General features: G+C 41.3%; 18 protein-coding genes. 5 read left to right on the forward strand and 13 right to left on the reverse strand.

From position 1 onward, the window contains the following. Positions 1–15: 15 nt before the first annotated feature. The 5 genes from C2M25_RS17880 to C2M25_RS17905 all read right to left on the reverse strand — a co-directional run bounded on the left by C2M25_RS17880 (position 16) and on the right by C2M25_RS17905 (position 7041). Positions 16–2094 carry a TonB-dependent siderophore receptor gene (locus tag C2M25_RS17880; RefSeq protein ID WP_105181765.1) on the reverse strand — a complete coding sequence of 693 codons (2079 nt, stop codon included), beginning with the start codon at positions 2092–2094 and terminating at the stop codon, positions 16–18. A 237-nt stretch (positions 2095–2331) separates the two neighbouring features. Further along, entirely contained in the window at positions 2332–3984 is a 1653-nt protein-coding gene (locus C2M25_RS17890; protein WP_105181766.1) for a hypothetical protein, read from the reverse strand. A 166-nt stretch (positions 3985–4150) separates the two neighbouring features. Then, the gene (locus C2M25_RS17895) at positions 4151–5032 is read right to left on the reverse strand and encodes an EamA family transporter (RefSeq protein ID WP_063701217.1); all 882 of its coding nucleotides are present in this window, start codon (positions 5030–5032) and stop codon (positions 4151–4153) included. 150 nt (positions 5033–5182) lie between these two features. Continuing rightward, positions 5183–6754 carry a PepSY-associated TM helix domain-containing protein gene (locus C2M25_RS17900; RefSeq protein ID WP_105181767.1) on the reverse strand — a complete coding sequence of 524 codons (1572 nt, stop codon included), beginning with the start codon at positions 6752–6754 and terminating at the stop codon, positions 5183–5185. Then, positions 6751–7041 carry a hypothetical protein gene (locus C2M25_RS17905; protein WP_054562490.1) on the reverse strand — a complete coding sequence of 97 codons (291 nt, stop codon included), beginning with the start codon at positions 7039–7041 and terminating at the stop codon, positions 6751–6753. Before C2M25_RS17905 ends, C2M25_RS17900 begins: the two co-directional genes overlap by 4 nt. Before the next feature lie 444 nt (positions 7042–7485). Here C2M25_RS17905 and C2M25_RS17910 point away from each other — a divergent pair, with 444 nt between their 5' ends. Further along, on the forward strand, positions 7486–9501 hold the full coding sequence (locus C2M25_RS17910) for a TonB-dependent receptor (protein ID WP_063701349.1): 2016 nt from the start codon (positions 7486–7488) through the stop codon (positions 9499–9501). 31 nt (positions 9502–9532) lie between these two features. Here the strand turns inward: C2M25_RS17910 and C2M25_RS17915 are convergent, their stop codons facing one another. The 8 genes from C2M25_RS17915 to C2M25_RS17950 form a co-directional block, all read right to left on the reverse strand. Further along, on the reverse strand, positions 9533–11209 hold the full coding sequence (locus C2M25_RS17915) for a methyl-accepting chemotaxis protein (protein ID WP_105181768.1): 1677 nt from the start codon (positions 11207–11209) through the stop codon (positions 9533–9535). A 159-nt stretch (positions 11210–11368) separates the two neighbouring features. Then, entirely contained in the window at positions 11369–12355 is a 987-nt protein-coding gene (locus C2M25_RS17920) for a Gfo/Idh/MocA family protein (protein ID WP_063701205.1), read from the reverse strand. 2 nt (positions 12356–12357) lie between these two features. Further along, entirely contained in the window at positions 12358–13158 is an 801-nt protein-coding gene (locus tag C2M25_RS17925) for a class I SAM-dependent methyltransferase (RefSeq protein ID WP_105173611.1), read from the reverse strand. A gap of 3 nt (positions 13159–13161) precedes the next feature. After that, positions 13162–13533, reverse strand: coding sequence for a hypothetical protein (locus C2M25_RS17930; RefSeq protein WP_063701198.1), 372 nt, complete (start codon positions 13531–13533; stop codon positions 13162–13164). Positions 13534–13587: 54 nt separating this feature from the next. Next, positions 13588–14007: a DUF3429 domain-containing protein gene (locus C2M25_RS17935; protein WP_105173610.1), complete on the reverse strand. Its 420-nt coding sequence runs from the start codon at positions 14005–14007 to the stop codon at positions 13588–13590. A gap of 78 nt (positions 14008–14085) precedes the next feature. Continuing rightward, the gene (locus C2M25_RS17940; RefSeq protein WP_105181769.1) at positions 14086–15624 is read right to left on the reverse strand and encodes an AMP-binding protein; all 1539 of its coding nucleotides are present in this window, start codon (positions 15622–15624) and stop codon (positions 14086–14088) included. A 9-nt stretch (positions 15625–15633) separates the two neighbouring features. Next, positions 15634–16314 carry an SDR family NAD(P)-dependent oxidoreductase gene (locus tag C2M25_RS17945; protein WP_158679744.1) on the reverse strand — a complete coding sequence of 227 codons (681 nt, stop codon included), beginning with the start codon at positions 16312–16314 and terminating at the stop codon, positions 15634–15636. A 103-nt stretch (positions 16315–16417) separates the two neighbouring features. After that, positions 16418–17431 (reverse strand): AraC family transcriptional regulator, encoded by a 1014-nt coding sequence (locus C2M25_RS17950; RefSeq protein WP_063701187.1) that lies wholly within the window; start codon positions 17429–17431, stop codon positions 16418–16420. 148 nt (positions 17432–17579) lie between these two features. Between C2M25_RS17950 and C2M25_RS22215 the strand changes: the two genes are divergently transcribed. The 4 genes from C2M25_RS22215 to ahpC all read left to right on the forward strand — a co-directional run bounded on the left by C2M25_RS22215 (position 17580) and on the right by ahpC (position 19842). Next, the gene (locus tag C2M25_RS22215) at positions 17580–17900 is read left to right on the forward strand and encodes an NAD-dependent epimerase/dehydratase family protein (protein ID WP_105181771.1); all 321 of its coding nucleotides are present in this window, start codon (positions 17580–17582) and stop codon (positions 17898–17900) included. A gap of 25 nt (positions 17901–17925) precedes the next feature. After that, the gene (locus tag C2M25_RS22090) at positions 17926–18513 is read left to right on the forward strand and encodes an NAD-dependent epimerase/dehydratase family protein (RefSeq protein ID WP_105181772.1); all 588 of its coding nucleotides are present in this window, start codon (positions 17926–17928) and stop codon (positions 18511–18513) included. 47 nt (positions 18514–18560) lie between these two features. Beyond that, positions 18561–19064, forward strand: coding sequence for a 2,4'-dihydroxyacetophenone dioxygenase family protein (locus tag C2M25_RS17965; protein ID WP_054562481.1), 504 nt, complete (start codon positions 18561–18563; stop codon positions 19062–19064). A gap of 208 nt (positions 19065–19272) precedes the next feature. Next, positions 19273–19842, forward strand: coding sequence for an alkyl hydroperoxide reductase subunit C (ahpC, locus tag C2M25_RS17970; RefSeq protein ID WP_063701183.1), 570 nt, complete (start codon positions 19273–19275; stop codon positions 19840–19842). Positions 19843–19983: the final 141 nt, after the last annotated feature.

Genomic DNA, 19983 nt, shown 5'->3' on the forward strand with positions numbered 1-19983 from the left:
TTTTCTAAACAGCGTTTAGAACTTATAGGTCAGAGTTAGGCTACCGTTTGTTGGCGCGCCGTAATAACCCACGGTTTGTAAGCTATTGATATACTGCTCATCAGTAATATTATTAACGTTAGCTTGTACTGCTACTTGGTCATTAATATTCCAACGCGCGAAGGCGTTTAGCAGCGCGTAACTACCTTGCTTAACATTGTAATCAGTATTTTCGATTTTAGATTGCCAACGGCCATTTAAACCAACAACCACTGCATCTGTTAACGCATAATCCACTGTTACACCGACAACATCGCGAGGTGCCCATTTATTCGTGTCATCACCATTTTCATCTGTTACATCAATATGTGTATAAGATGCGACGATATTCATTGCGTTGGTGATTTTGCCTGTAACTTCAAATTCATAGCCTTCTGACTCAATAGACACGCCTTCATAGTAATAAATACCATCTTCAGTGAGGCCCGCATATTGCGCAAAGTTATCTTGCTCTGCAGTAAAATAGGCAAATGTTGTCATTAGAGCATCATCAAACCAAGAAGCCTTAACACCGGTTTCAAAGTTAGTGCCTTTAGTCGGTGCTAAGTATTGGCCGTTGTAATCAGCTTGCTCTTGCGGCTGATAAATATCTGAGTAACTAGCATATAAGTTTAAATCGTCGTTTAACTTATAGGTAAAACCGATATATGGGCTTGTTTCGCTTTCGTCATTATCGATAGATGCACCGGCATTCATACCTGAGCGTTCAAATTTAATAGCGTTAAAACCAACCACGGTAAATAATTTATCAGTAATATTTAACTGAGCAGAGCCAAAGTAACGGGTTAGCTTTTGCTCAATATCTGAATACAGAACCGGTGTTAACCAATCCGGTTCTGGGATCGCATCTAAATCGTACGGAAACGCAGGCGTTGGTCCATAAGCGGGTGTATTATCAAAATCAAACGGGTGTTGATACATCACATCATCACTTTTAGCATGGCTTACCCCAAAGCTTGCTTGGTGCTCTTTACCAAACAACTCAAAGGCACCAAATGCTTTGATTTCAAATAAATCAGCATCTACTTCACTGTCGTAACGACCCGGCCAACCACTTAGGCCAAGATTGGTGTCTTTATCAATGCTGCCGCTGGCATAAAATAGTTTGTCTTGCTCTTCAAAACCACGGAAGTTGTAGCTCGCTTGAAGCTGCCATGCGTTTGCAAAAACATAGTTGTATTCAACAAATGCAGAGGTGTTAATGGTGTCCCACATTGTCCACTCTTGGGTGGTTGTGTCGCTGACATCCCATTTAGCTTGCGTACCATCTGTGTAGTTATAAACAAGGCCGCCCCAAGTATTGCCATCGGTATCTGCATCTTGATATGAGTAACCGATAGTAACTGTTGAGTTATCTGTAAGCTGCCCATCTACCACCGCAGAGAAAAACTCGCGATTGTTCTCAAGGCCATCTAGATATGATTCTTTATCTTCTGCAGCAGCCACAAAACGAGCAGCCCAACTACCTGATTCGGTTAATAATAGTGAGTAGTCAGCTTGTAAACGTTTAAAATCCCATGAGCCAACAGAGACACCGATTTCGCCGCCGTTTTCGTTTTTAGGGCGTTTGCGTACATAGTTAAGCGTGCCCGATGCATTACCTACACCAGTAAGTAAGCCGTTGGCACCACGAATCACTTCAATTTTTTCGTAGCCGTATGCTTCCATTGCACCGGTAACAATGCCCCAATCATTCGGTAACCCAACCCCATCGATTTGTGTATTCTTAATTTCAAAACCACGTGATGTATAGTTGGTACGGTTAGTTTCCCATTCTTCAACATTGATACCTGGCGCTAAGCGTAAAGCATCATTAATGTTAAAAGCAGAATAATTTTTTAATTGCTCAGCAGAGATCACACTGATTGATTGCGGAGTTTCATCAATTTCTAGCGCTAAACCTGTCGCGCCTTCACTAATACGGTTTTGTCGAATACCTACAATTTCGATTTTTTCGAGATTAGCCTCTACGTCAGTCGTTTGTTCTGCAAAACTGATTTGAGGGTAAAGTGCACAAAGAATAGCGGTTGCAACAGGCAACTGAGTGAATTTCATTTTTATCTCCGCGTGTTATTTAGCAAATTTTTATAGGGTTATTGTTTTTAATAAGGAAACAATTGGCGGGTAAGTTATCACAACTGATAATAATTATCATCATCATTCATCGCAAAAGTGATATGTTAATACAAATAAATGTAACAAATTATGTCAAAGAGTTTTGTGTATATGAAAAGGCGAGTTTACTAATTGGGCAAGAAAAAGGCGCCCTGAGGCGCCTAGATTTAGGAGTATTTATTTTCTGCGGATACTAAAGTTATCTGGACCTCTACTTGTAATAGATTGAGCAAGGCTCACTTCCTCGATATCCATTACTTGTACTCGCTCTTTAGTGTGAACTACCTCAGCATCTAAAGATTGCTCTTCGTGTATCAGGTAGAAATGATCGCCAATTTGGCCCCCGTTATGATCTATATCAGCTTGGTGTAAGCTGTATTGCTTATTACCTGCACGAGTTTCTAGAGTACCCGTTGTACCTGAGCCAGGAAGAATCGCAAAGTAAGCAACACGTTCATTACGGTGGCCTTCATTTAGAGTATCTTGCTCATAAAATGCGGCACTAAAACCTGCATTATTTAAGCCTGCAACTCGCGTATATACTGTATGTGGGCCGTTAAAGGTTTGTGTTTGCAAGAATACATGTGGTTTTGCAGTAAATGCTTCGCTAAATTCTACCGCTTTGAAAGCTTTAGTATCGTTTAAAGTAAAGCTGCCAATTTCAACGATAGTACCATCGCTCATTGTGTAACGACCTTCGTCCATCGTTAAAAAGTCAAACGACTCAATATGAGGATGACCGTTACCGTCTTGCAGATATTGCCACTCTTGAAAAGATACAGAATAACCTTCTGGTGTTACATCCGTTAAACGGTTTGTACCACCGTGTGTACCATTAAATGTTGGTGCAGAGGTAAATACAGCTGGTGCTGTAAACTCTTGGTCACCAAAGTCATAGCTTTTCCAGTTGCTATCTAGCTGTTTAATCACTGCTTCTGAATAGTAAGGAATTAATTCACTTGGTAATGAACAGCTAGGTTCTGCATCACATGCCACAGCATTTTGCGTATTGGTTGTTAAGTCGTTAATGCGAACTGGCAATGTTGCTGCAAGGCAGGTTTCACCTGAGTACGGATCTAAGCGATATAGCTTTGATTCGTTTTTATCGCCATGGTCGTTAATGACAGAGCGGCTGATCACAAGGTCGCCATTTTTATTTACTGTGGCACCACCTACCGCGATTAAATCGTGTTTTGAAAGCTCTGTAGCCGCAAAGCTTGTGCGGTCAATGCTGTAAACAGATGTTGTGGTTATTAGTAAAAGCTCGCCATTTTTAATGACTAAATCAGCGCGGCTCAAGCCATCAAGGTCGCTATAATCAGCCAGCACAGTTGCTTCGCCAGTGTTTTTATCAATGCTATAAAGCTTGGTAAAACTTACTGCAAGTAGTGAATCAGAGCTTGCATCATATGTCATACCAATTACAGATTTAGTTGTACCAACCACAACATGTTCACCTGTAGCATGATCTAAATAGGCCAAGCGACTATATTTGAATTTATCGGCACGAATTGGTAGGTGAGAAAACTGCTCATCACTGATGTCTAGGTGACTTACATCAACTTTGTACTCTAACGGAATAGGTGATGAAGCATAATAAGTACGGTTTGTTGAGGCATCATAAGCAATCGCAGCAGAACTAAACTGGGCGATTGAATGTGCCGTAGCCGATTTGTTTTGCTCGTCTAGGCTAAATACAACACCGGTTTCACCACGGCCTGAGTTCATTGCAAAAATTTCGCCCTGACAGCTTGCTGCCACAGCATTTGATGCAGCGAGTGTACTTGCAACTGCAAGGCTTGAAAGTAACAAGTTAGTTTTTATCGACATAAGTAAATCCCACTATTAGGTTTGTTGCGACACAAAGAGATAAGACCACTTTGTATTAATAGTGAGCATTATAGTGAGAACCCTCACTTTACGAATGCCGATAAAAGCTGTTTTTAAGTCTGGAATTTAATCTTTAAGTACTAAAAAATGCATATTTAATGTTAAATTAGCTGTTTTTCTGACTTTTCTGATCCTCAGAATTACTCGACATTGAGCTGCCTACGGACGCGGTGATTACGAGTAAAATAGCTAACCATTGCCACAGGTTTAAAAATTCGCCTAGGATCATAAAGCCAGCCAATGCTGCAATGGCTGGTTCTAGGCTCATCATAATGCTGAACCCTTGCGCAGGCATATTACGCAGCGCCACCATTTCTAAGGTATAGGGTAGTGCGCTAGACATAATGGCGACTAAAAGACCCAGCGGTAACACTTCCCAGCTTAATAGTGCAGTGCCTTGAGAAGCAGCACCATAGGGCACAAGTACAATCGCGGCAACGCTCATACCCATAGCAACGGTCATCCCGCCTGAACCTTGATTTCCGGTTTTTTTACCAAACAAAATATAAAATGCCCAACAGGCACCCGCCGCAAGGGCTAAAATAACACCTACAGGGTCGAGGCTGTCTTCGCCTTTCATATCGGGTAATAATAAAATTATGCCAGCAATGGCGCAGGCTACCCAAAATAGGTCGCGTTTTTTACGTGACGAAAGCAGAGCAACCGCAAGGGGACCTGTAAACTCAAGTGCAACACCTATCCCTAACGGGATACGCTCAATTGCATAATAAAACAGAATATTCATGCCACCCAAGCTTAGGCCATAGATGATAATAGGCATGCGTTGTCCCACTGGCGGAAATGCGCGCCATGGCCTAAACACAAGACACAAAATAGCAGCAGAAAAACCCAAGCGCAGTGCGGTTGTGCCTTCAGGGCCAATTAAAGGGAATAATTGCTTGGCAACGGAGGCACCAGATTGAATGGTGACCATCGCAAGAAGCACGCAAATAACAGCAATAAAAAACGGTGGGATGGTGCGCTGCATCACTGTCCTTATGAAAGTTAATACCTTAAGTTTGCGGCGATTTTACTGATGTTTTGTGGGATAAGAAATGTTTTTCGTTAAACAGACACGGATTTTCGATAAAGCAAAATTGCGGGTATCAAATTGCTTTGATACCCGTGTTCAAAATGCTTAAATTTGGTTTGCTTGTTGAAAGGCCGGCATGATGGTTTGCGTGGCCTGTTTTTGCTGCTGGCGTTTGGCCATGTTAAAGAACAAAGCGGCAAAAATAGCAGCGACAATATCAACCATATAGCTTGTGTAAAAAAGCGAATTAACGTTACTTAAAGCAAGTTTTAGTAAGGTTGAGAGCACCATTAATGCACATAGGCCTGCAAGCAAGTAAAGCCCAACAATAGTCGCCTTTTTTACAGGTTTTAAGAAGCTATAAATCACAAAAGCAAAAAAAGCGGCGTAGTAACTGTATAGGGTGGCGTAGTTTGTGTTGCTAACAAATATAGGTAGCCATTTGGCAGCAACGAGTGTGAAGGCAACGGCAATCATAGACCCTAAACAAACGCCAATGGTGAGTTTTGCCATAAACAAGGTACTGCGTTTATTAGCATCTTTTTTAAAGCGTTTGTCTATCCACAGTAAATTACCTGAATAGAATAAGAAGGCGCCAAGTAACCCCATAACGAAGTAGCCCCAACGACCCCAGTCTCCCCCATAGGTGCCAAAATGGAGTGAGAAAATACCGGCAACCATGTTACCCCACACTGCACCTTCGCCTTGCGGGTAGCTTGAGTTAACCACTTCTAGTGTGTACGGGTTCATGAATAGGTAATCAGTATCTGGTCCGCGCACTACCGCATTATTGTTACTCATCATAAACACCGCAGAAGGTGAGGCTGAATTTAAATTACTGTAGCGAATATGGATTGGCTCATAGCCGGGGGCATAGTTTTTCGCTGCGAGTACTTGTTCATCAATGCGTGGTAAGTTCTCAATATGAAAACTTTGCGCGGCAGGCGTAGGACGCTGAAACAGTGGCTTGCCATCATAAAATTGCGCTAAACCACCATAAATAAAGTCATGAAATGCAAACACTACTACGGTAAAAGCAATGACTAAATGAAACGGTAAACTCGCTATACCGACAAGGTTATGGCTATCGAGCCAGAATCGACTAGGCCCTTTTTCTTTTCGCAGTGCAAAAAAGGTTTTAACTAATGTCGGCAGTAAAATAATCACTCCTGAGACCAAAGCTAAAAAATACAAAATACAGGCAATACCAAGAATATAGACCCCTGATTGGTCATGACCAATTTCGCCTATAAAACCAGCTGTACGGTGTAAATAATCAACTAAATCGGCAAGTTCGTTTTCGGTTTGTGCGCTGACGTTTAAAGTGCCATCAGCATTTAGGTGTGCGAAGTTGAGTTGTTTATCAAGCTCCATGCCTCGGGCATTGCCTTGGATATACCACGAAAGAGGTGCATCTTGGGTATGTAAATCAAGGTTAAAGCCTTTAGCAAGTTGTTCGCCTTGCTCATTAATTGCCGTATCTACTAGCGTTTGGTAGTCATAATTAGAGCTGGTGATTTTAGGAGCTTGAATAGGGGCTGCCCATTGCTGTATTTCGTGTTTGAACATGGTCAAACTGCCCGCATAAAAACCAATAAACAGCACTAAACCTGCAATTATGCCAGTCCATGTATGTACACCTTGATAGGTGCGAAGAATATCCGATCTGACTTTCATGATGCACTCCTTAGCATAAAAAACACGCCATAAAGCAGCACAGTTAAGCTGCCAAGCACAAGCCACGCTTGCTTTGCTGAGTTGAATAAATAACTAAAACTAAAAATGGTTAGCCAAACAGGCGTGATCATCCACATGTTAAATTGCACTTTATCGCGAGCATCAATGCCTCCTGGGCCATACCAAGCAAAAAATGCAACGAAAATAAATGAGAGGGCTAGCCCTAAAAATACACCCGCTAGGGTTTTCCCTAACCAAGTTGGTTGGCGTTTAGATGAGCTTGTCATGAATTATCCTTTTCTTTTCAGCAGGCTAATAAAAGGGATCAGCATCAACATTAGCATCAGACTAAAAATGATATAGAACACCGCCGCTGTAACTGAGTATTGTTGAAAGGCAAGTATTAATGCGCAAACGATTAACGCAATCGAAAGTAATCGCCATTGTTTTTTAATAGGTTTTTTTAAGAATCGCTGCTGCTTTCTAGTGCAGTACACAGTACTGACAGCAAAAACGACAAGCAGGGTAACGGTAAAAGTGAGCATAAGATTATAGTTGTAGTTGATGTTAAATCTCATTGTAAATGATAACTAAACTCAATTGCAATATCATTAAGCTTGTGTTAATTTCCTAGCGCTTTTTTATCAAACTCAATTTGTTTAATTCTAATAATCTCTTACGGGGAAAGGACATTGGCTACTGCATTTAAACTTAATTCACTCACCAAAGTTATGCTTGCATCATTACTTGTTACACAAGGCTCAGCGTGGGCCGATGACGACCAAAGCAGTCGAAAATCAATGGATACCATTGTTGTTACAGGTGAAAAAACAGAGAAGTCACTTAAAGAGACCATGTCGTCAGTGGCGGTTGTTGATAAGTCTTTACTAGAAAACGGTCAACTTGCTTCTATATCTGAAGCGCTGTCAGAAATGGCGAACGTTGTTGTGTTAACAGGCTCGGTACCAGATATGCGAGGCGTGTCAGGTAATGGTGGTGCAACGGGTTTTAACTCATTTAGCGGTGGTTCCAAAGCCCGTGTTTCAACCTTAATCGATGGTGTAAGCCAACCGTTTGTTGCAGATTTAACCGGTGATACGGGTCTGTGGGATGTAGAACAAATTGAAGTTTACCGAGGGCCGCAATCAACCAGTAATGGTCGTAATAGTATTGCGGGTGCCGTTTACATGACAACTAAAGCACCTACTCAAGAATTTGAAGGGGCTGTGCGCGTTGGTTATCGTAACCAAGATAGCTACCTAGATACTGCCGCAGTGGTATCCGGTGCGTTAGTTGAAGATGTATTAGCATTTCGTCTATCAACTCAGTACGTTGATGGCGAAACATTTTCAAATCCACCGGTATACGAAACAAACCCCACTGATCGTGAATTAAACAAGTTAAATACCAGTAGCACACGCGCTAAATTACTTTACACACCTAGCGAAGATCTTGCTGTACAGCTAACTTATTCAACTTACAGTGAAGAAGGTAATTCGGGTCGTAAGTACTTTTTAGCGGATGAGCCATTTGATTATGAGCCGCTATATCAACGTATTATGGATACTGAATCTGATACCACGCAAGTGAATGTTGATTACAAAATTAACGATGATTTTTCGTTAGATGTTTTAGTTGCTTATATGGATTACAAATGGGGATTTGAAGCTTACGAACCACTTGAAAGTGCAGAATCTGACGTATCAATGGATGAAAGTAACATCACTGTCGATACCAAATTGAACTTTGGTTTAAGCAATGATTTTTACTCAGGCTTTGTTGGTCTTGCTTATTTTGACCGTGACCAAGACTTTGAAAGTGTCGGAGCAACCAATTATTACGGCGACGATAGCAGTAAATCGACCGCAGTTTATGGTGAAACAAGCTTTAACTTAAGCCGCGAATTAACGTTAACAGCGGGTCTGCGCATTGAGCGTGAAGAACAATTACGTAATTTCAATATGGCATTTCGTGGTGATATGCTCGTTGAGCAACTTGATAATTCACACACACTGCGTTTACCAAAACTCGCGATTCAATATGATATTAGCGACGAAACAACGTTATTTGCCAGTGCTCGTCGTGGTTACAATGCCGGGGGCGGCGCACTTGATTTTACTGCTGAAGATTATTACTACTACGATGAAGAAACCGTTAATACTTATGAAATTGGTTCACGCAGCGTAATCAATAATGGTGACATAAATATCAGCGCTAATGTGTTTTACAATAACTTTAACGGTTATCAAGCGCTAAGCTCAGAGCGTAAAATCACTAATATTGAAGATGCTCATAGCTATGGTTTAGAAGTAGAAGCCTACAGCATGCTGGGCGATCAGTGGCAGTTACATGGTGGCTTTGGTTTATTGAAAACTAAAATTGATGAATCATCAGCCTTTCCTGATGCCGTCGGCAATGATTTAAACTCTGCACCGGAGTTAACGGCGAGTTTAGGTCTGTCGCATTGGTTTACCGATAGTCTAAAAGTGAATTTAAGTGCCAATTATGTTGATGAATTTTATGGTGACTTAACAAATACAGAAGAACGCGTTGCAGGTGATTACACCATTACGCGTTTATCGATGACTTACGATACTGAACAATGGTTGATAAGTGCCTTCATCAACAATGCCTTAGATGAAGAGGCGTATACCTCACAAGAACCTGTCAGTGGTCGCTACCCACAAGGCTATGTGGCAGTTGTAAACCCACAAACAATCGGTGCATCTGTTACTTACCGATTTTAAACTAAACGCTAGTCGCTGGTTTACTCAGCGACTAGCTTAATTTAAATCGGTTAATTTGCCCGTTTAAGTTATTTGCCAAGTTAGCCAGCTTACTCGATGAAGATGAGATACTTTGCGTTTGTTGCTGTGATTTACGGCTGGTGTCTTGTACTTCATTTAAGCGCTGGGCGATTTCTTCTGTCACTTGAGATTGCTGTTCAGATGCAGAAGCAATGGTCATATTGGCCTCAGAAATGGCTTTTGCTTGCACGCTAATTTCATCGAGCATATGGCCCACTTTTTCCGAATTGATCACTGCCTCTTTAATTTGATTATCACTAGAGCGGATCCTTTGTGTCACCGCATTAGTTGCCGATTGTAATGAGTCAATTTTATCTTGAATTTCAAGGGTGGAGCTTTGCGTACGGCTTGCCAGCGTTCGTACTTCGTCGGCAACAACGGCAAAGCCTCGGCCTTGTTCACCCGCTCTGGCAGCTTCGATTGCGGCATTGAGTGCCAATAAATTAGTTTGTTCGGCAATATTACTGATAACACTTAAAATAACCGTGACTTCATTCACTGAGGCCTCGAGTTGGTTAAGGTCAGTGAGTGATTTTGTTAATGTATCGGCCACAGACTCAACTGAGCTCACCCCTTGTTTTACAACATAAAGGCCTTCTTGGGTTTTTTGATTGGCTGCGGTAGCACTGCTTGCTGCGGCTGCACAGTTCTGAGAAACCTCTTTAACAGCCGTTGAGTTTTCATAGACTGAGCTTGAAATCACTTCAATCGCTTGGCTTTGAATATCATTGAGCGTTTTAGCTTGCTGTGAAATTTCGTCGAGGCTTTTTGCAGCCACTTGCGCTTGCTCTGATTGATCATGAATTTCTTTAAGAAGCTGAGACAGTTTATCAACCATAATATTAAAGCTGCTCGCAAGCTGGCCTATTTCGTCATCGGCTTCGTGGTCAATATAACGAGACAGATCCCCTTCAGAAATACGCTTAGCTTCATCAATTAAGGCATGGGTTGCTTTAATTACTTTTTTCTCTAATTGCCAGTAACACACTATCAAGGTAGCAATAATAGTCAGAACTAAAACTGTGCTAATTAAACTTAAGGTAACCACACGGTCGTGATTGCTTTTGACTTCAGCCGCACTTTTTTTCTCAATTGAACTTAAAAATGCTTGTACAGGTTGCTGAATTTTTTCAACTTCGGCCATGTATGCATCATTGGTTAAAAGCGTAATAGCTTGCACCCACTTTTTATGCTCGCTTGCAGTTAAGTTATTTGTATCGCGACCAAGCAAGTCACCCACTAAACTAAATGCTTGTTCTTCTGTTTCAACCAGTTTGAGCGACAAATCATTTGATTTTTGCAACAGGGCTAAATCATCAGCGGCTACATTAAACGCTTTTAGACGTTGTTCGAAACTTTTCTTTTCGCCGTTAAGCCAAGCTGCTTTGCCTTCAATTTGATCAACAAGCTGGTGGTACTCATCTGCATAGCGAGGGTTTAAGGTCACAACATGCTGACGGGCAAGTTCGGTTAAATGAATCGAGTTTGCAGCTGAAAACTTGGCAAGGTGACTGAGCTCATAACGTTGCTGAGCAGAGTCCATACTTTTATCTTGGCCTGACTGCAAGAATAGAATAATTAAAAGTAGCCCAGCAGCAAGGGTAATAGTTGCTGCGAAAACGGCTCTGAGTAAAAAGCGAATAGTCAAAGTATTACCCTTCTTATTGAAAGTAAATACTATTAACCATAGTACAAAAATCTAATTTGAATAAAAGTTATGAGAAACTTAATTGTGGGTAATTATTTAAGCTTATGTTGAGTGGCTAAAATGAAAGAGGGCAGTGTTAACTGCCCTTGAATAATGTATTTATTGGTCTGCGGGATACACAACGCCAAGTTGGCTTCGCGCTTCATCAAGCACCGCCATAACTTGTTTTGACAGTGTATGAGTATTAACTGATGACTCAATCTGTCCTGCATTCGCTGCTTGAATAAAGTGGCTTACTTCATGGCGCATAAAGTGTTCATCAAATTGCTCAGAGAGTTCTTCAACCGTGCCATCGTTACCGATATATTGCATGCGCTTTAATAAAGAGACGGCTTCGATACGAATGCGACCTTTTTCACCTTGGATTTCAGTAAAGTTATCGCCTTGTGAGATTTTTGAGTAGCTGATCACCGCTTGCTTATCAGCGTAATTTAATAATACGTCACCAGCCCCATCAACACCGGTTTCAAGTAACACACCACTGGCTTTTACACTCTGAGGCGCGCCCCATATTGCGAGTAAAATATACAGCGGATAGATACCTAAATCGACTAATGCACCATTAGCAAATTCTGGCAAGAAAGTGTTTGGGCGCTCGCCATTTTTATATTTATCGTAACGTGATGAATACTGACTATATTGACCAATGTATTTGCGGGGTGTGCCAATTTTTGTGAGGGCATTTTTTAAGCGTGCGAAGTTTGGTAAATGCGTGGTCATCATCGCTTCCATGTATAAGCGTTGATGCGTTTTTGCCGCTTGAATGATAGCCTCAAGTTCTTTGCTATTAGCAGCCGAAGGCTTTTCGCCTAAAACATGTTTACCGGCTTTTAAACACATTACAGCATAGTCTTTGTGTAAGCTATTTGGTGCAGCAATGTAGACGGCATCGACCAATGGATCTTGGCATACTTGTTCAATGTGGGTGAACACTTTAGCATCTGCAAGGTCATGTTTAGCAAGAAAAGCCTCGCCAGTTTGCTGCGCTCGTGAGCACACGCCATATAAGGAAAACGCTTCTAGCTGTTTAGCTGCACTCAGTAATGTGTCGCTTATAAAGTTGGTACCAACAATGACAAAGTTCATGGTTACTCCTCGTTATTTTGTGCAAGCCATGCTTGCCAATCCTGTTCAAATTTTTCCATTTGTTTGTGCTTTTTGCTTAACACATGTTTGTCTTCATCTTCCTGTGCCATATAAGGGCCTACGCGGCATAATGCACAGTGTTTATCGCCTAAATAAGCGGGTAAAGTCAGCTTAGCAGTAATCTCATTGTCAGTTTTTTCGCTAAATACATAGGTAATGCCGCTGGTGTCTTTAACGTGTTTATCGCGGTCAACATTACGAATTTTATAGCCCGGGAATAAATTAATATCGAATGGCATTTGGCCAAGATAATGGCAGTTTAGCCCTTGATTCAAGCTGCCTTCAATATTCCATTCACGATACGGTTTTACATCTTTAGAGGTGATGTAACACAACATCGGGCCATTTCTATCTAATGCAAACTGGCTTGCGTAGTCTAGGTAGCGATGCAACAAGGCTCGGTTTAAAACATTCATACCGCCTTGTTGGGTATTTGCTTTAAATGCTGCTTCACCTTTAAACGCAGGTATAAGGGGAAATTGAAAAATAACTACATCGAAACGAGCGTCGCCTAAGCGCTGCCATGCATCGGGTTTAGTGACATCAAATTCAGTTAAGGTTGTTATATTTAACTGTTGCAGTGAACTAAGCGCATTGACGCTGTATTTTTGCTCTATGGTATTTGCATCATCATAGGTTGATGCAATCAGCATGGCGGGTTTTAAATGGCGAGCTAAGGCCAAAGAAAAAGATAAGTCACCATCGCCCACCGTTAAGATGCGCCAACTAGGGTCTAAAAACATAGCTTATTTGCCTTGCTCAGGCTGTTCTTCGATGGTTATTTCAGGGCAAAGCGCTAAGCGCGTTTTGAGTCCTTCGATGGCAATTTGCTTGATGATCAAGTTAAAGCTTATTAGCACTGCAAAGGCGATATGTATAGGTCCGTGGGTCAATCCAGCATCGGCATCAAACAGCATTAAGCCAAACAACAAAAATAGTGTTGCCAAGAAGATTTCAATCAGTTGATTCGAATAAAAAGTTAAGCCACCTTGTTTTTTATGGTCTTTTTTTATTTGAATGGAACAGAAAAACGGGATCACTTTCACTTTGAAGTGAGCATTCTTCTCGACGTAATTTTCGCCAAGGTGATCTAGTTTAGCGCGAAGTTGATCTATCATAGCAAGTCCTTAAAAAACTGAGCCGCGGATGTTACCGCAATCGCGATAAAAGGGCTACTCAGGATAGATACTCATGCCAATTACAAAAATATGGCAAACAAAAACCACAGACGTTAAAACGAAACGCATTTTTTGATAATCAATATGATAGGTTTGCCACTGTGGTGAGCTTTTTTCGAATAACAGCACCAACCAGAAACTTGCAGCGAGCCAAGCGAGAGTCCAGGTTGTTGGTAAAAAGCTTAAAAAGCCAATCGGTAGAATAGGAATAATCGCTTTAATGGCATCAGCATGGGTTTGCTGGCCTGCATGCCATAAGTTACCAGCCATAAAGGCTAAAATGGCGATACTATAAAAAGTGAAAAAGTCTAAGTTGACGGCATTACTGCCAGCAATGAGTGGCCAGCCAACGCAGCCTAAAAATGGCAGTAAACCGAAGTAACCGAGTTGAATGTGATTAATAAACTTTTCCATAATGACCTTAAAGCCGCCTAACTGGTATAAAATAACTCGTGGTTATTTTATACCAGTTAGGCGGCTAAAACGATCGCTTTATTGTTGGCGTAACTCTCGACGTAGAATTTTGCCAACCGTCGATTTAGGTAATTGTTCCATAAAAATGATTGATTTAGGCACTTTATAAGCACTTAAGTTTTCGCGGCAATAGTCACTCACTTGTTGCTCATCAATCTGCTCTTTTAAGGTAATGTAGGCACAAACACGCTCCCCAGTTTTTTCATCTTTTGCGCCAATTACGGCCGCTTCGCAGATAGCAGGGTGCTGACAAAGTACGTTTTCAACTTCATTAGGGTACACGTTAAAGCCAGAAACAATAATCATGTCTTTTAAGCGGTCTACAATTTTGTAATTACCACTTCGAAGCTTCAGACCCACATCACCGGTTTTGAAAAAGCCCCGTTTCATGCATTTATCGGTTTCATCTTGGCGCTGCCAATAACCCATCATCACCTGCGGGCCTTTAACAACGATCTCGCCGGACTCACCGTCAGCTACAGGCTCATCATTTTCATTCCAAATTTCGACGGTGGTGTTTGAAAGTGGGCGGCCTATGCTACCAATTTCTTCTTTTTTAAAGTCGTTTAAGGTTGCAACAGGCGAGGTTTCTGACAAGCCATAGCCTTCTGTGATTGTGCAACCTGTGGTATTCATCCACGCATCGGCTGCAGCATGTGTGAGGGCTGCGCCCCCAGAGACGGTCATTTTTAAGTTAGAAAAATTCAGTGCTTTAAACCCCGGGTGCATACACAAGCCAATAAATAAGGTGTTGATGCCTGAAAAGTAATTAATATCAAATGGTTCGATTTGTTTAACTAAGGCATCTAAATCACGAGGATTTGGTATCAGTACATTAAATTGCCCCATAGCAAATAGACCAACCATGTTCACCGTAAAGGCGTAAATATGATAAAGCGGAAGCGGGCAAATACCGGTTTCTTGACCGGGCGTTAAAATGTCATCAAAGCGCTCATTCATTTGCTCGGCATTGGCTAATATGTTGCCATGACTCAGCATCGCCGCTTTGGCAACTCCTGTGGTACCGCCGGTGTATTGTAAAACAGCAATATCATCACGACTGGCTTGATGAGCGTTAAGAGGAGCGAGTCTTTCACCTTGGCGTATAAGTTCATTTAACGAAAATTGACCCTCTTGCAATGTCGGCTCAGCAACCGCGGCTGCAACAATAACGGTTTTGATTGACGTATCATCGATAATAGTTGCTAATTTATCGGTAAGGGCGTCAAGAATAACAATGGCTTTTACATCGGCATCATTAAACTGATGTAGCATTTCGCGAGCGGTGTAAAGTGGGTTGGTATTGACAACGATTAATCCGGCACGAAATGCTGCATAGGTAACGATAGGGTAATCAACAATATTCGGTAATTGAATGGCGATTCTGTCCCCTGCAACAAGGCCACTTTGCTGTTGAAACCACTGCGCTAAATAACGAGACTGTTGTTCAACTTGTGCATAGCTGAGCGTTTTTCCCGCACTGTTATAGGCTGGAAGTTCGGCATAAGTCTGACACGTATGCTCAATTAATTGCGTGAGGTTATCATGTGTGTTCATGGGTATTCCTTAGCGTGTTGTTCTTATTAGTTGTTGTTTTATCAAGCGATCCATCACTGAATCCATTATCCAATTTGGCAAATAACGACTCATGATATAGGTTAGTTTAGATTGTAAGCCTAGGATCACCATTAATTTTTGTTTATCCAAGCCGCGCAAAATGTGTTTTGCAGCATAGGCTGGGTTGGCTAAAGTACTGTGCGTTTTACTTGCACAAATTAAACTGACTTTTATGTTGTTAGGTTTAAATTTTTTACGGAGTTCTTTGGCTAAAATCAAGGCGCTGGGCTGTGGTGTAAATTGAGTGGCATCAATAAGCGGTGTGGTCAGTGCTAGGTGACTGTTCATGCCCAAGTGTGGCGTGATGACTGTTGCAAAGTGCTGACAAGCAATACTATTTTCGTTACTTAGCTGCTCATAAGTATGGCAGCTGAAAATAGCCAAATCAGGCTTTCCTATCGCTGCAATTGCATTATTTACTTGGGTTTGCAGTGCTTCAGTATCACAGATAGGCGTCGCAAAAAACTCAACGTATTGATAATAATCGGCAAGCTCACCGAGCGATTGTTTAGTTTGTGCGCAAAAATGTAAGTCGAATAATGCAACATCGTCACCTCTTAGAATATATTGCTTTGCCAATTCGAATCCGATACCACTGTTGGCACCGGTAATAAACACTCTTCTTAACATTGCACGACCACTAATTAGCGAAACTAGCTAGTCAATATATATAAATTGTTAACCGAAAACTTAGCTTTATACGACCTGTTTTTAACTTTTTGCGCCAAAAAGGCTAAAGTGACTTACGGTAATCTTTTGGTGGTATGCCATACCAGCGTTTAAACGCACGAGTAAATTCGCTGTAATTAGAAAAGCTTAAGATATCTGAGATGTTCGATAAACTGAGACTAGTTTCAGTTAAATATTGATGTGCTAAATTGCAACGTACATCGTCAACTAACTCACGAAAGGTTGTGTCATGCTTTGTTAAGTGCCTTTGTAAACTACGGGCACTCATTGATAGTTTTTCAGCTATCAGGTTTACACCAAAGTCTTCGTGAAGTAGGTATTGCTTGATCAGCACCTCAACGTGATCTGAAATGTTTTCTCGTTTAGTGTCCTTAAGATCCCCAAGCTGCTGGCTAAGTATCGAAAATAATTGTTTATCTGAGTTTTTGATAGGGATCTTTAAATACTTTCTATCAAATACCACTGCAGTATGGGCACAGTTGAATACCGGGAGTTGACCTAACGCTTGACGATATACGCTAGGATTTTCATTCCCACTATGGGGAAGTTCTAAGCGATGTAGTTTTATTTGGTCATCGGTTAATTGTTTTAATAAATTGACGCCTACGCTCATAGCTAAATCCGCGCCATGGTGAACACTTATTTTTAAACTATTGCGTACTAAAAACGAGAGTTTTACATAGTCTTGACCAACTTCGAGCAGTAAATCAGCACTATTTTGATGTACATGATAGTACTTAGTTAAGTTCTTTAGCGCCATTTCAAGGGTGTCGCAGTTTCCCATCAAGTAACCGACTGAGCCCAATATATTTAAGCTCTGCCAGCGGCCTAGCTCAAGGCCAAAATAGGGTAGGTTTAACTCTTTAGCCGTGATTTCTAACAGCTGGATCAATTGTTGATACTGCACAAAATTATTTGGCTCAGAGAGTTGTTTTCGATCTAAACCAACGCGCGATAGTAGTGCATCAGGGTTTACCAATTTACTTTCTATCAGCTCAATATAACCATGTAGAGCAGATACTCTAATTAGATCAGGTGCGTGTGTTAGCCGGGGCATAGTGTGCTCTTTTTTAGTGCGTTGGCGTAAAAAGTAAAAAAAATTGCGTGAAAAGTAAAGTAAATGATGCCATTAAAGTTTAACAATGTATTAACCAATCAGCCTGCGAACTGCAATTAAGGCTGTAACGTGCTTAGAGGAACACACAATGAACTATTCAAAAGTTTTTATCAGTGGCGGCAATGGTTTTATTGGCCGCACACTCGCACGCTACTTTAAAGCGCATGGGGTCGATGTATGTGGCGTTGATTTAACGCCCTGTGAAGAGTTTAACATTGTTGCAGGTAACTTGAATGAACCAGTGAGTTGGCGCTCATTAATGAATGACTGCGATTTAGTTATTCATACAGCGGCAATTGTTTCAAATGCGTTTAGCTATAAGCAAACATGGCAGGCGAATGTGGGTTGGACTAAAAACTTACTGGATGCAGCGCTGGCTGCAAACACGGTAAAGCGCTTTGTTCCCTGATGGCAGAGCCTATAACGATTCGAAAATGATGAGCGAGCATTTATCGCTAAGCTATCACGCCAGTAAAAAACTCAATGTCACAATAATTCGCCCTGGCGATGTCTATGGGCCCGGCTCAAGACCGTGGATAGCTTACCCATTACAAGAAATCGCCAAAGGCATGTTTATGGTACCAGAGGGCATGTTTGGGCCTGTTTATATTGATGACTTAGTCAAAGGTATTTACCAAAGTGCGATAAGCGACGATGCAAGCGGTGAAATTTTTAATCTTTCGGGCCCTGAGCAAGTAACTAACCAAACTTATTTTAATTATTTGGCGCAGGCACAAGGGAAAAAGCACGTCACAGTAGTGAATTTGGCTTTAGCGATAAAGCTAACAGGGTTTATTGAGTGGTGTTATCACCTTGTTGGTAAAACCACGGATATCAATCCGTCGACCATGCGCATGTTGAGTCGTAAAAGTGCAGCTTATAGTAATGAAAAGGCACAGCATATTTTTGGTTATCAACCTGAATTTACCTTACAGCAAGGTATGCAACATGCTTTGCAGTGGGCGTATGGGCAAGGGCTTTGTAAAGAAGAACCACACACAGATACCGCCACAGCAAATTAAAGACAACTAGTTAACTTATTGAAAGCAAGTGAAAAGAGGGCACACACATGGCATTACCAGATATTATTAATCATCAAGATTTCTTACTGACTATTCATACCAATGATGAAAAGCTGATTAAAAACGCCTTACCAGGGGTACACATTTATCCACTCATGCTGGATTCTGAGAATGGGGTATGGGTATTACGTGTTTTATTTGAGCCGGGTACGGTATTACCAAAGCATTTTCATACCGGTGTTGTACATTTGTATACATTAGCAGGCAGCTGGCACTACACAGAATACCCAGATGATTTACAAGTGGCAGGCAGCTATTTGTTTGAACCAGGCGGTTCGATTCATCAATTTCAAGTACCAGCAGACAACACTGAAGTGACCGATACCTTTATGGTGGTTATGGGGTCTAACATTAACTTTGACCCAGATGGCAACTATATGAACATTATGGATGCAGGTTGGATTGAACAAGTGATGTTAGCAGCTGCAAAAGAGCAAGGAATTGAGCCTAACTACATTAAACCAAAGAGTTTATACGGTTTTAGTAAGTAACTTTAATCCCTGAAGAGAAAGCCCTCTATGACGTAAGTGTTTGAGGGCTTTGTAGTTTTTGCTTCTTTTTATTTTTCAATCTAAAAAACAAATCAATTTAATCTAAACAATCAATTTTATTTTAATCGCTCACACCTCTATTGTATTAATCAAGCAGACGCAAGGCTGCGTTAATTAAACATTTTTAAATACATCAATGAGGAATACTATGAGCACTTCATTAATTAACACAAAACTACAACCATTCAATGCAACAGCTTACCACAACGGTGACTTTGTTGAGCTAACAGAAAAAGACGTGCTAGGTAAGTGGTCAATCTTCTTCTTCTACCCAGCAGACTTTACTTTCGTATGTCCTACTGAGCTAGGTGATGTTGCTGACTTCTACGAGCAACTACAAGAAATGGGTGTTGAAGTTTACTCAGTATCAACTGACACGCACTTCACTCATAAAGCATGGCACGATACGTCTGACACAATTGGTAAAATCAAATTCCCAATGATCGGTGACCCAACAGGTCGTATTACACGTAACTTCGGTGTGATGATTGAAGACGAAGGTCTTGCTCTTCGCGGTACATTCGTAATGAACCCAGAAGGCGAAATCAAAGTAATCGAAACTCACGACTTAGGCATCGGCCGTAGCGCGAAAGAGTTAGTACGTAAAGTACAAGCTGCACAGTACATTGCTAACCACGACGGTGAAGTATGTCCTGCATCATGGCAGCCAGGTGAAGAGACACTTGCTCCTTCACTAGACCTAGTTGGCAAAATCTAATTTGCCACTGCATTAAACGATAGCAAAGTGTTGCTTTGCTATCTCAATGCAACCTTAATTGCCCATCACAACTCACATTAAGCACATTAGCGGGTGATGGGCAGTTATCCCTAAATTTTTTCTAGATTATTTATTCTGAAC

This window comes from Pseudoalteromonas sp. T1lg21 (assembly GCF_002964625.1).
Taxonomy (GTDB): Bacteria; Pseudomonadota; Gammaproteobacteria; order Enterobacterales; family Alteromonadaceae; genus Pseudoalteromonas; species Pseudoalteromonas gelatinilytica.

Coding starts and splice junctions, on each gene's coding strand:
- C2M25_RS17880 (WP_105181765.1), bottom strand. CDS start 2,094: ATGAAATTCACTCAGTTGCCTGTTGCAACCGCTATTCTTTGTGCACTT.
- C2M25_RS17925 (WP_105173611.1), bottom strand. CDS start 13,158: ATGTTTTTAGACCCTAGTTGGCGCATCTTAACGGTGGGCGATGGTGAC.
- C2M25_RS17945 (WP_158679744.1), bottom strand. CDS start 16,314: ATGTTAAGAAGAGTGTTTATTACCGGTGCCAACAGTGGTATCGGATTC.
- C2M25_RS17905 (WP_054562490.1), bottom strand. CDS start 7,041: ATGACAAGCTCATCTAAACGCCAACCAACTTGGTTAGGGAAAACCCTA.
- C2M25_RS17940 (WP_105181769.1), bottom strand. CDS start 15,624: ATGAACACACATGATAACCTCACGCAATTAATTGAGCATACGTGTCAG.
- C2M25_RS17900 (WP_105181767.1), bottom strand. CDS start 6,754: ATGAAAGTCAGATCGGATATTCTTCGCACCTATCAAGGTGTACATACA.
- C2M25_RS17910 (WP_063701349.1), top strand. CDS start 7,486: ATGCTTGCATCATTACTTGTTACACAAGGCTCAGCGTGGGCCGATGAC.
- C2M25_RS17965 (WP_054562481.1), top strand. CDS start 18,561: ATGGCATTACCAGATATTATTAATCATCAAGATTTCTTACTGACTATT.
- C2M25_RS17920 (WP_063701205.1), bottom strand. CDS start 12,355: ATGAACTTTGTCATTGTTGGTACCAACTTTATAAGCGACACATTACTG.
- C2M25_RS17935 (WP_105173610.1), bottom strand. CDS start 14,007: ATGGAAAAGTTTATTAATCACATTCAACTCGGTTACTTCGGTTTACTG.
- C2M25_RS22215 (WP_105181771.1), top strand. CDS start 17,580: ATGAACTATTCAAAAGTTTTTATCAGTGGCGGCAATGGTTTTATTGGC.
- C2M25_RS22090 (WP_105181772.1), top strand. CDS start 17,926: ATGATGAGCGAGCATTTATCGCTAAGCTATCACGCCAGTAAAAAACTC.
- ahpC (WP_063701183.1), top strand. CDS start 19,273: ATGAGCACTTCATTAATTAACACAAAACTACAACCATTCAATGCAACA.
- C2M25_RS17950 (WP_063701187.1), bottom strand. CDS start 17,431: ATGCCCCGGCTAACACACGCACCTGATCTAATTAGAGTATCTGCTCTA.
- C2M25_RS17890 (WP_105181766.1), bottom strand. CDS start 3,984: ATGTCGATAAAAACTAACTTGTTACTTTCAAGCCTTGCAGTTGCAAGT.
- C2M25_RS17895 (WP_063701217.1), bottom strand. CDS start 5,032: ATGCAGCGCACCATCCCACCGTTTTTTATTGCTGTTATTTGCGTGCTT.
- C2M25_RS17930 (WP_063701198.1), bottom strand. CDS start 13,533: ATGATAGATCAACTTCGCGCTAAACTAGATCACCTTGGCGAAAATTAC.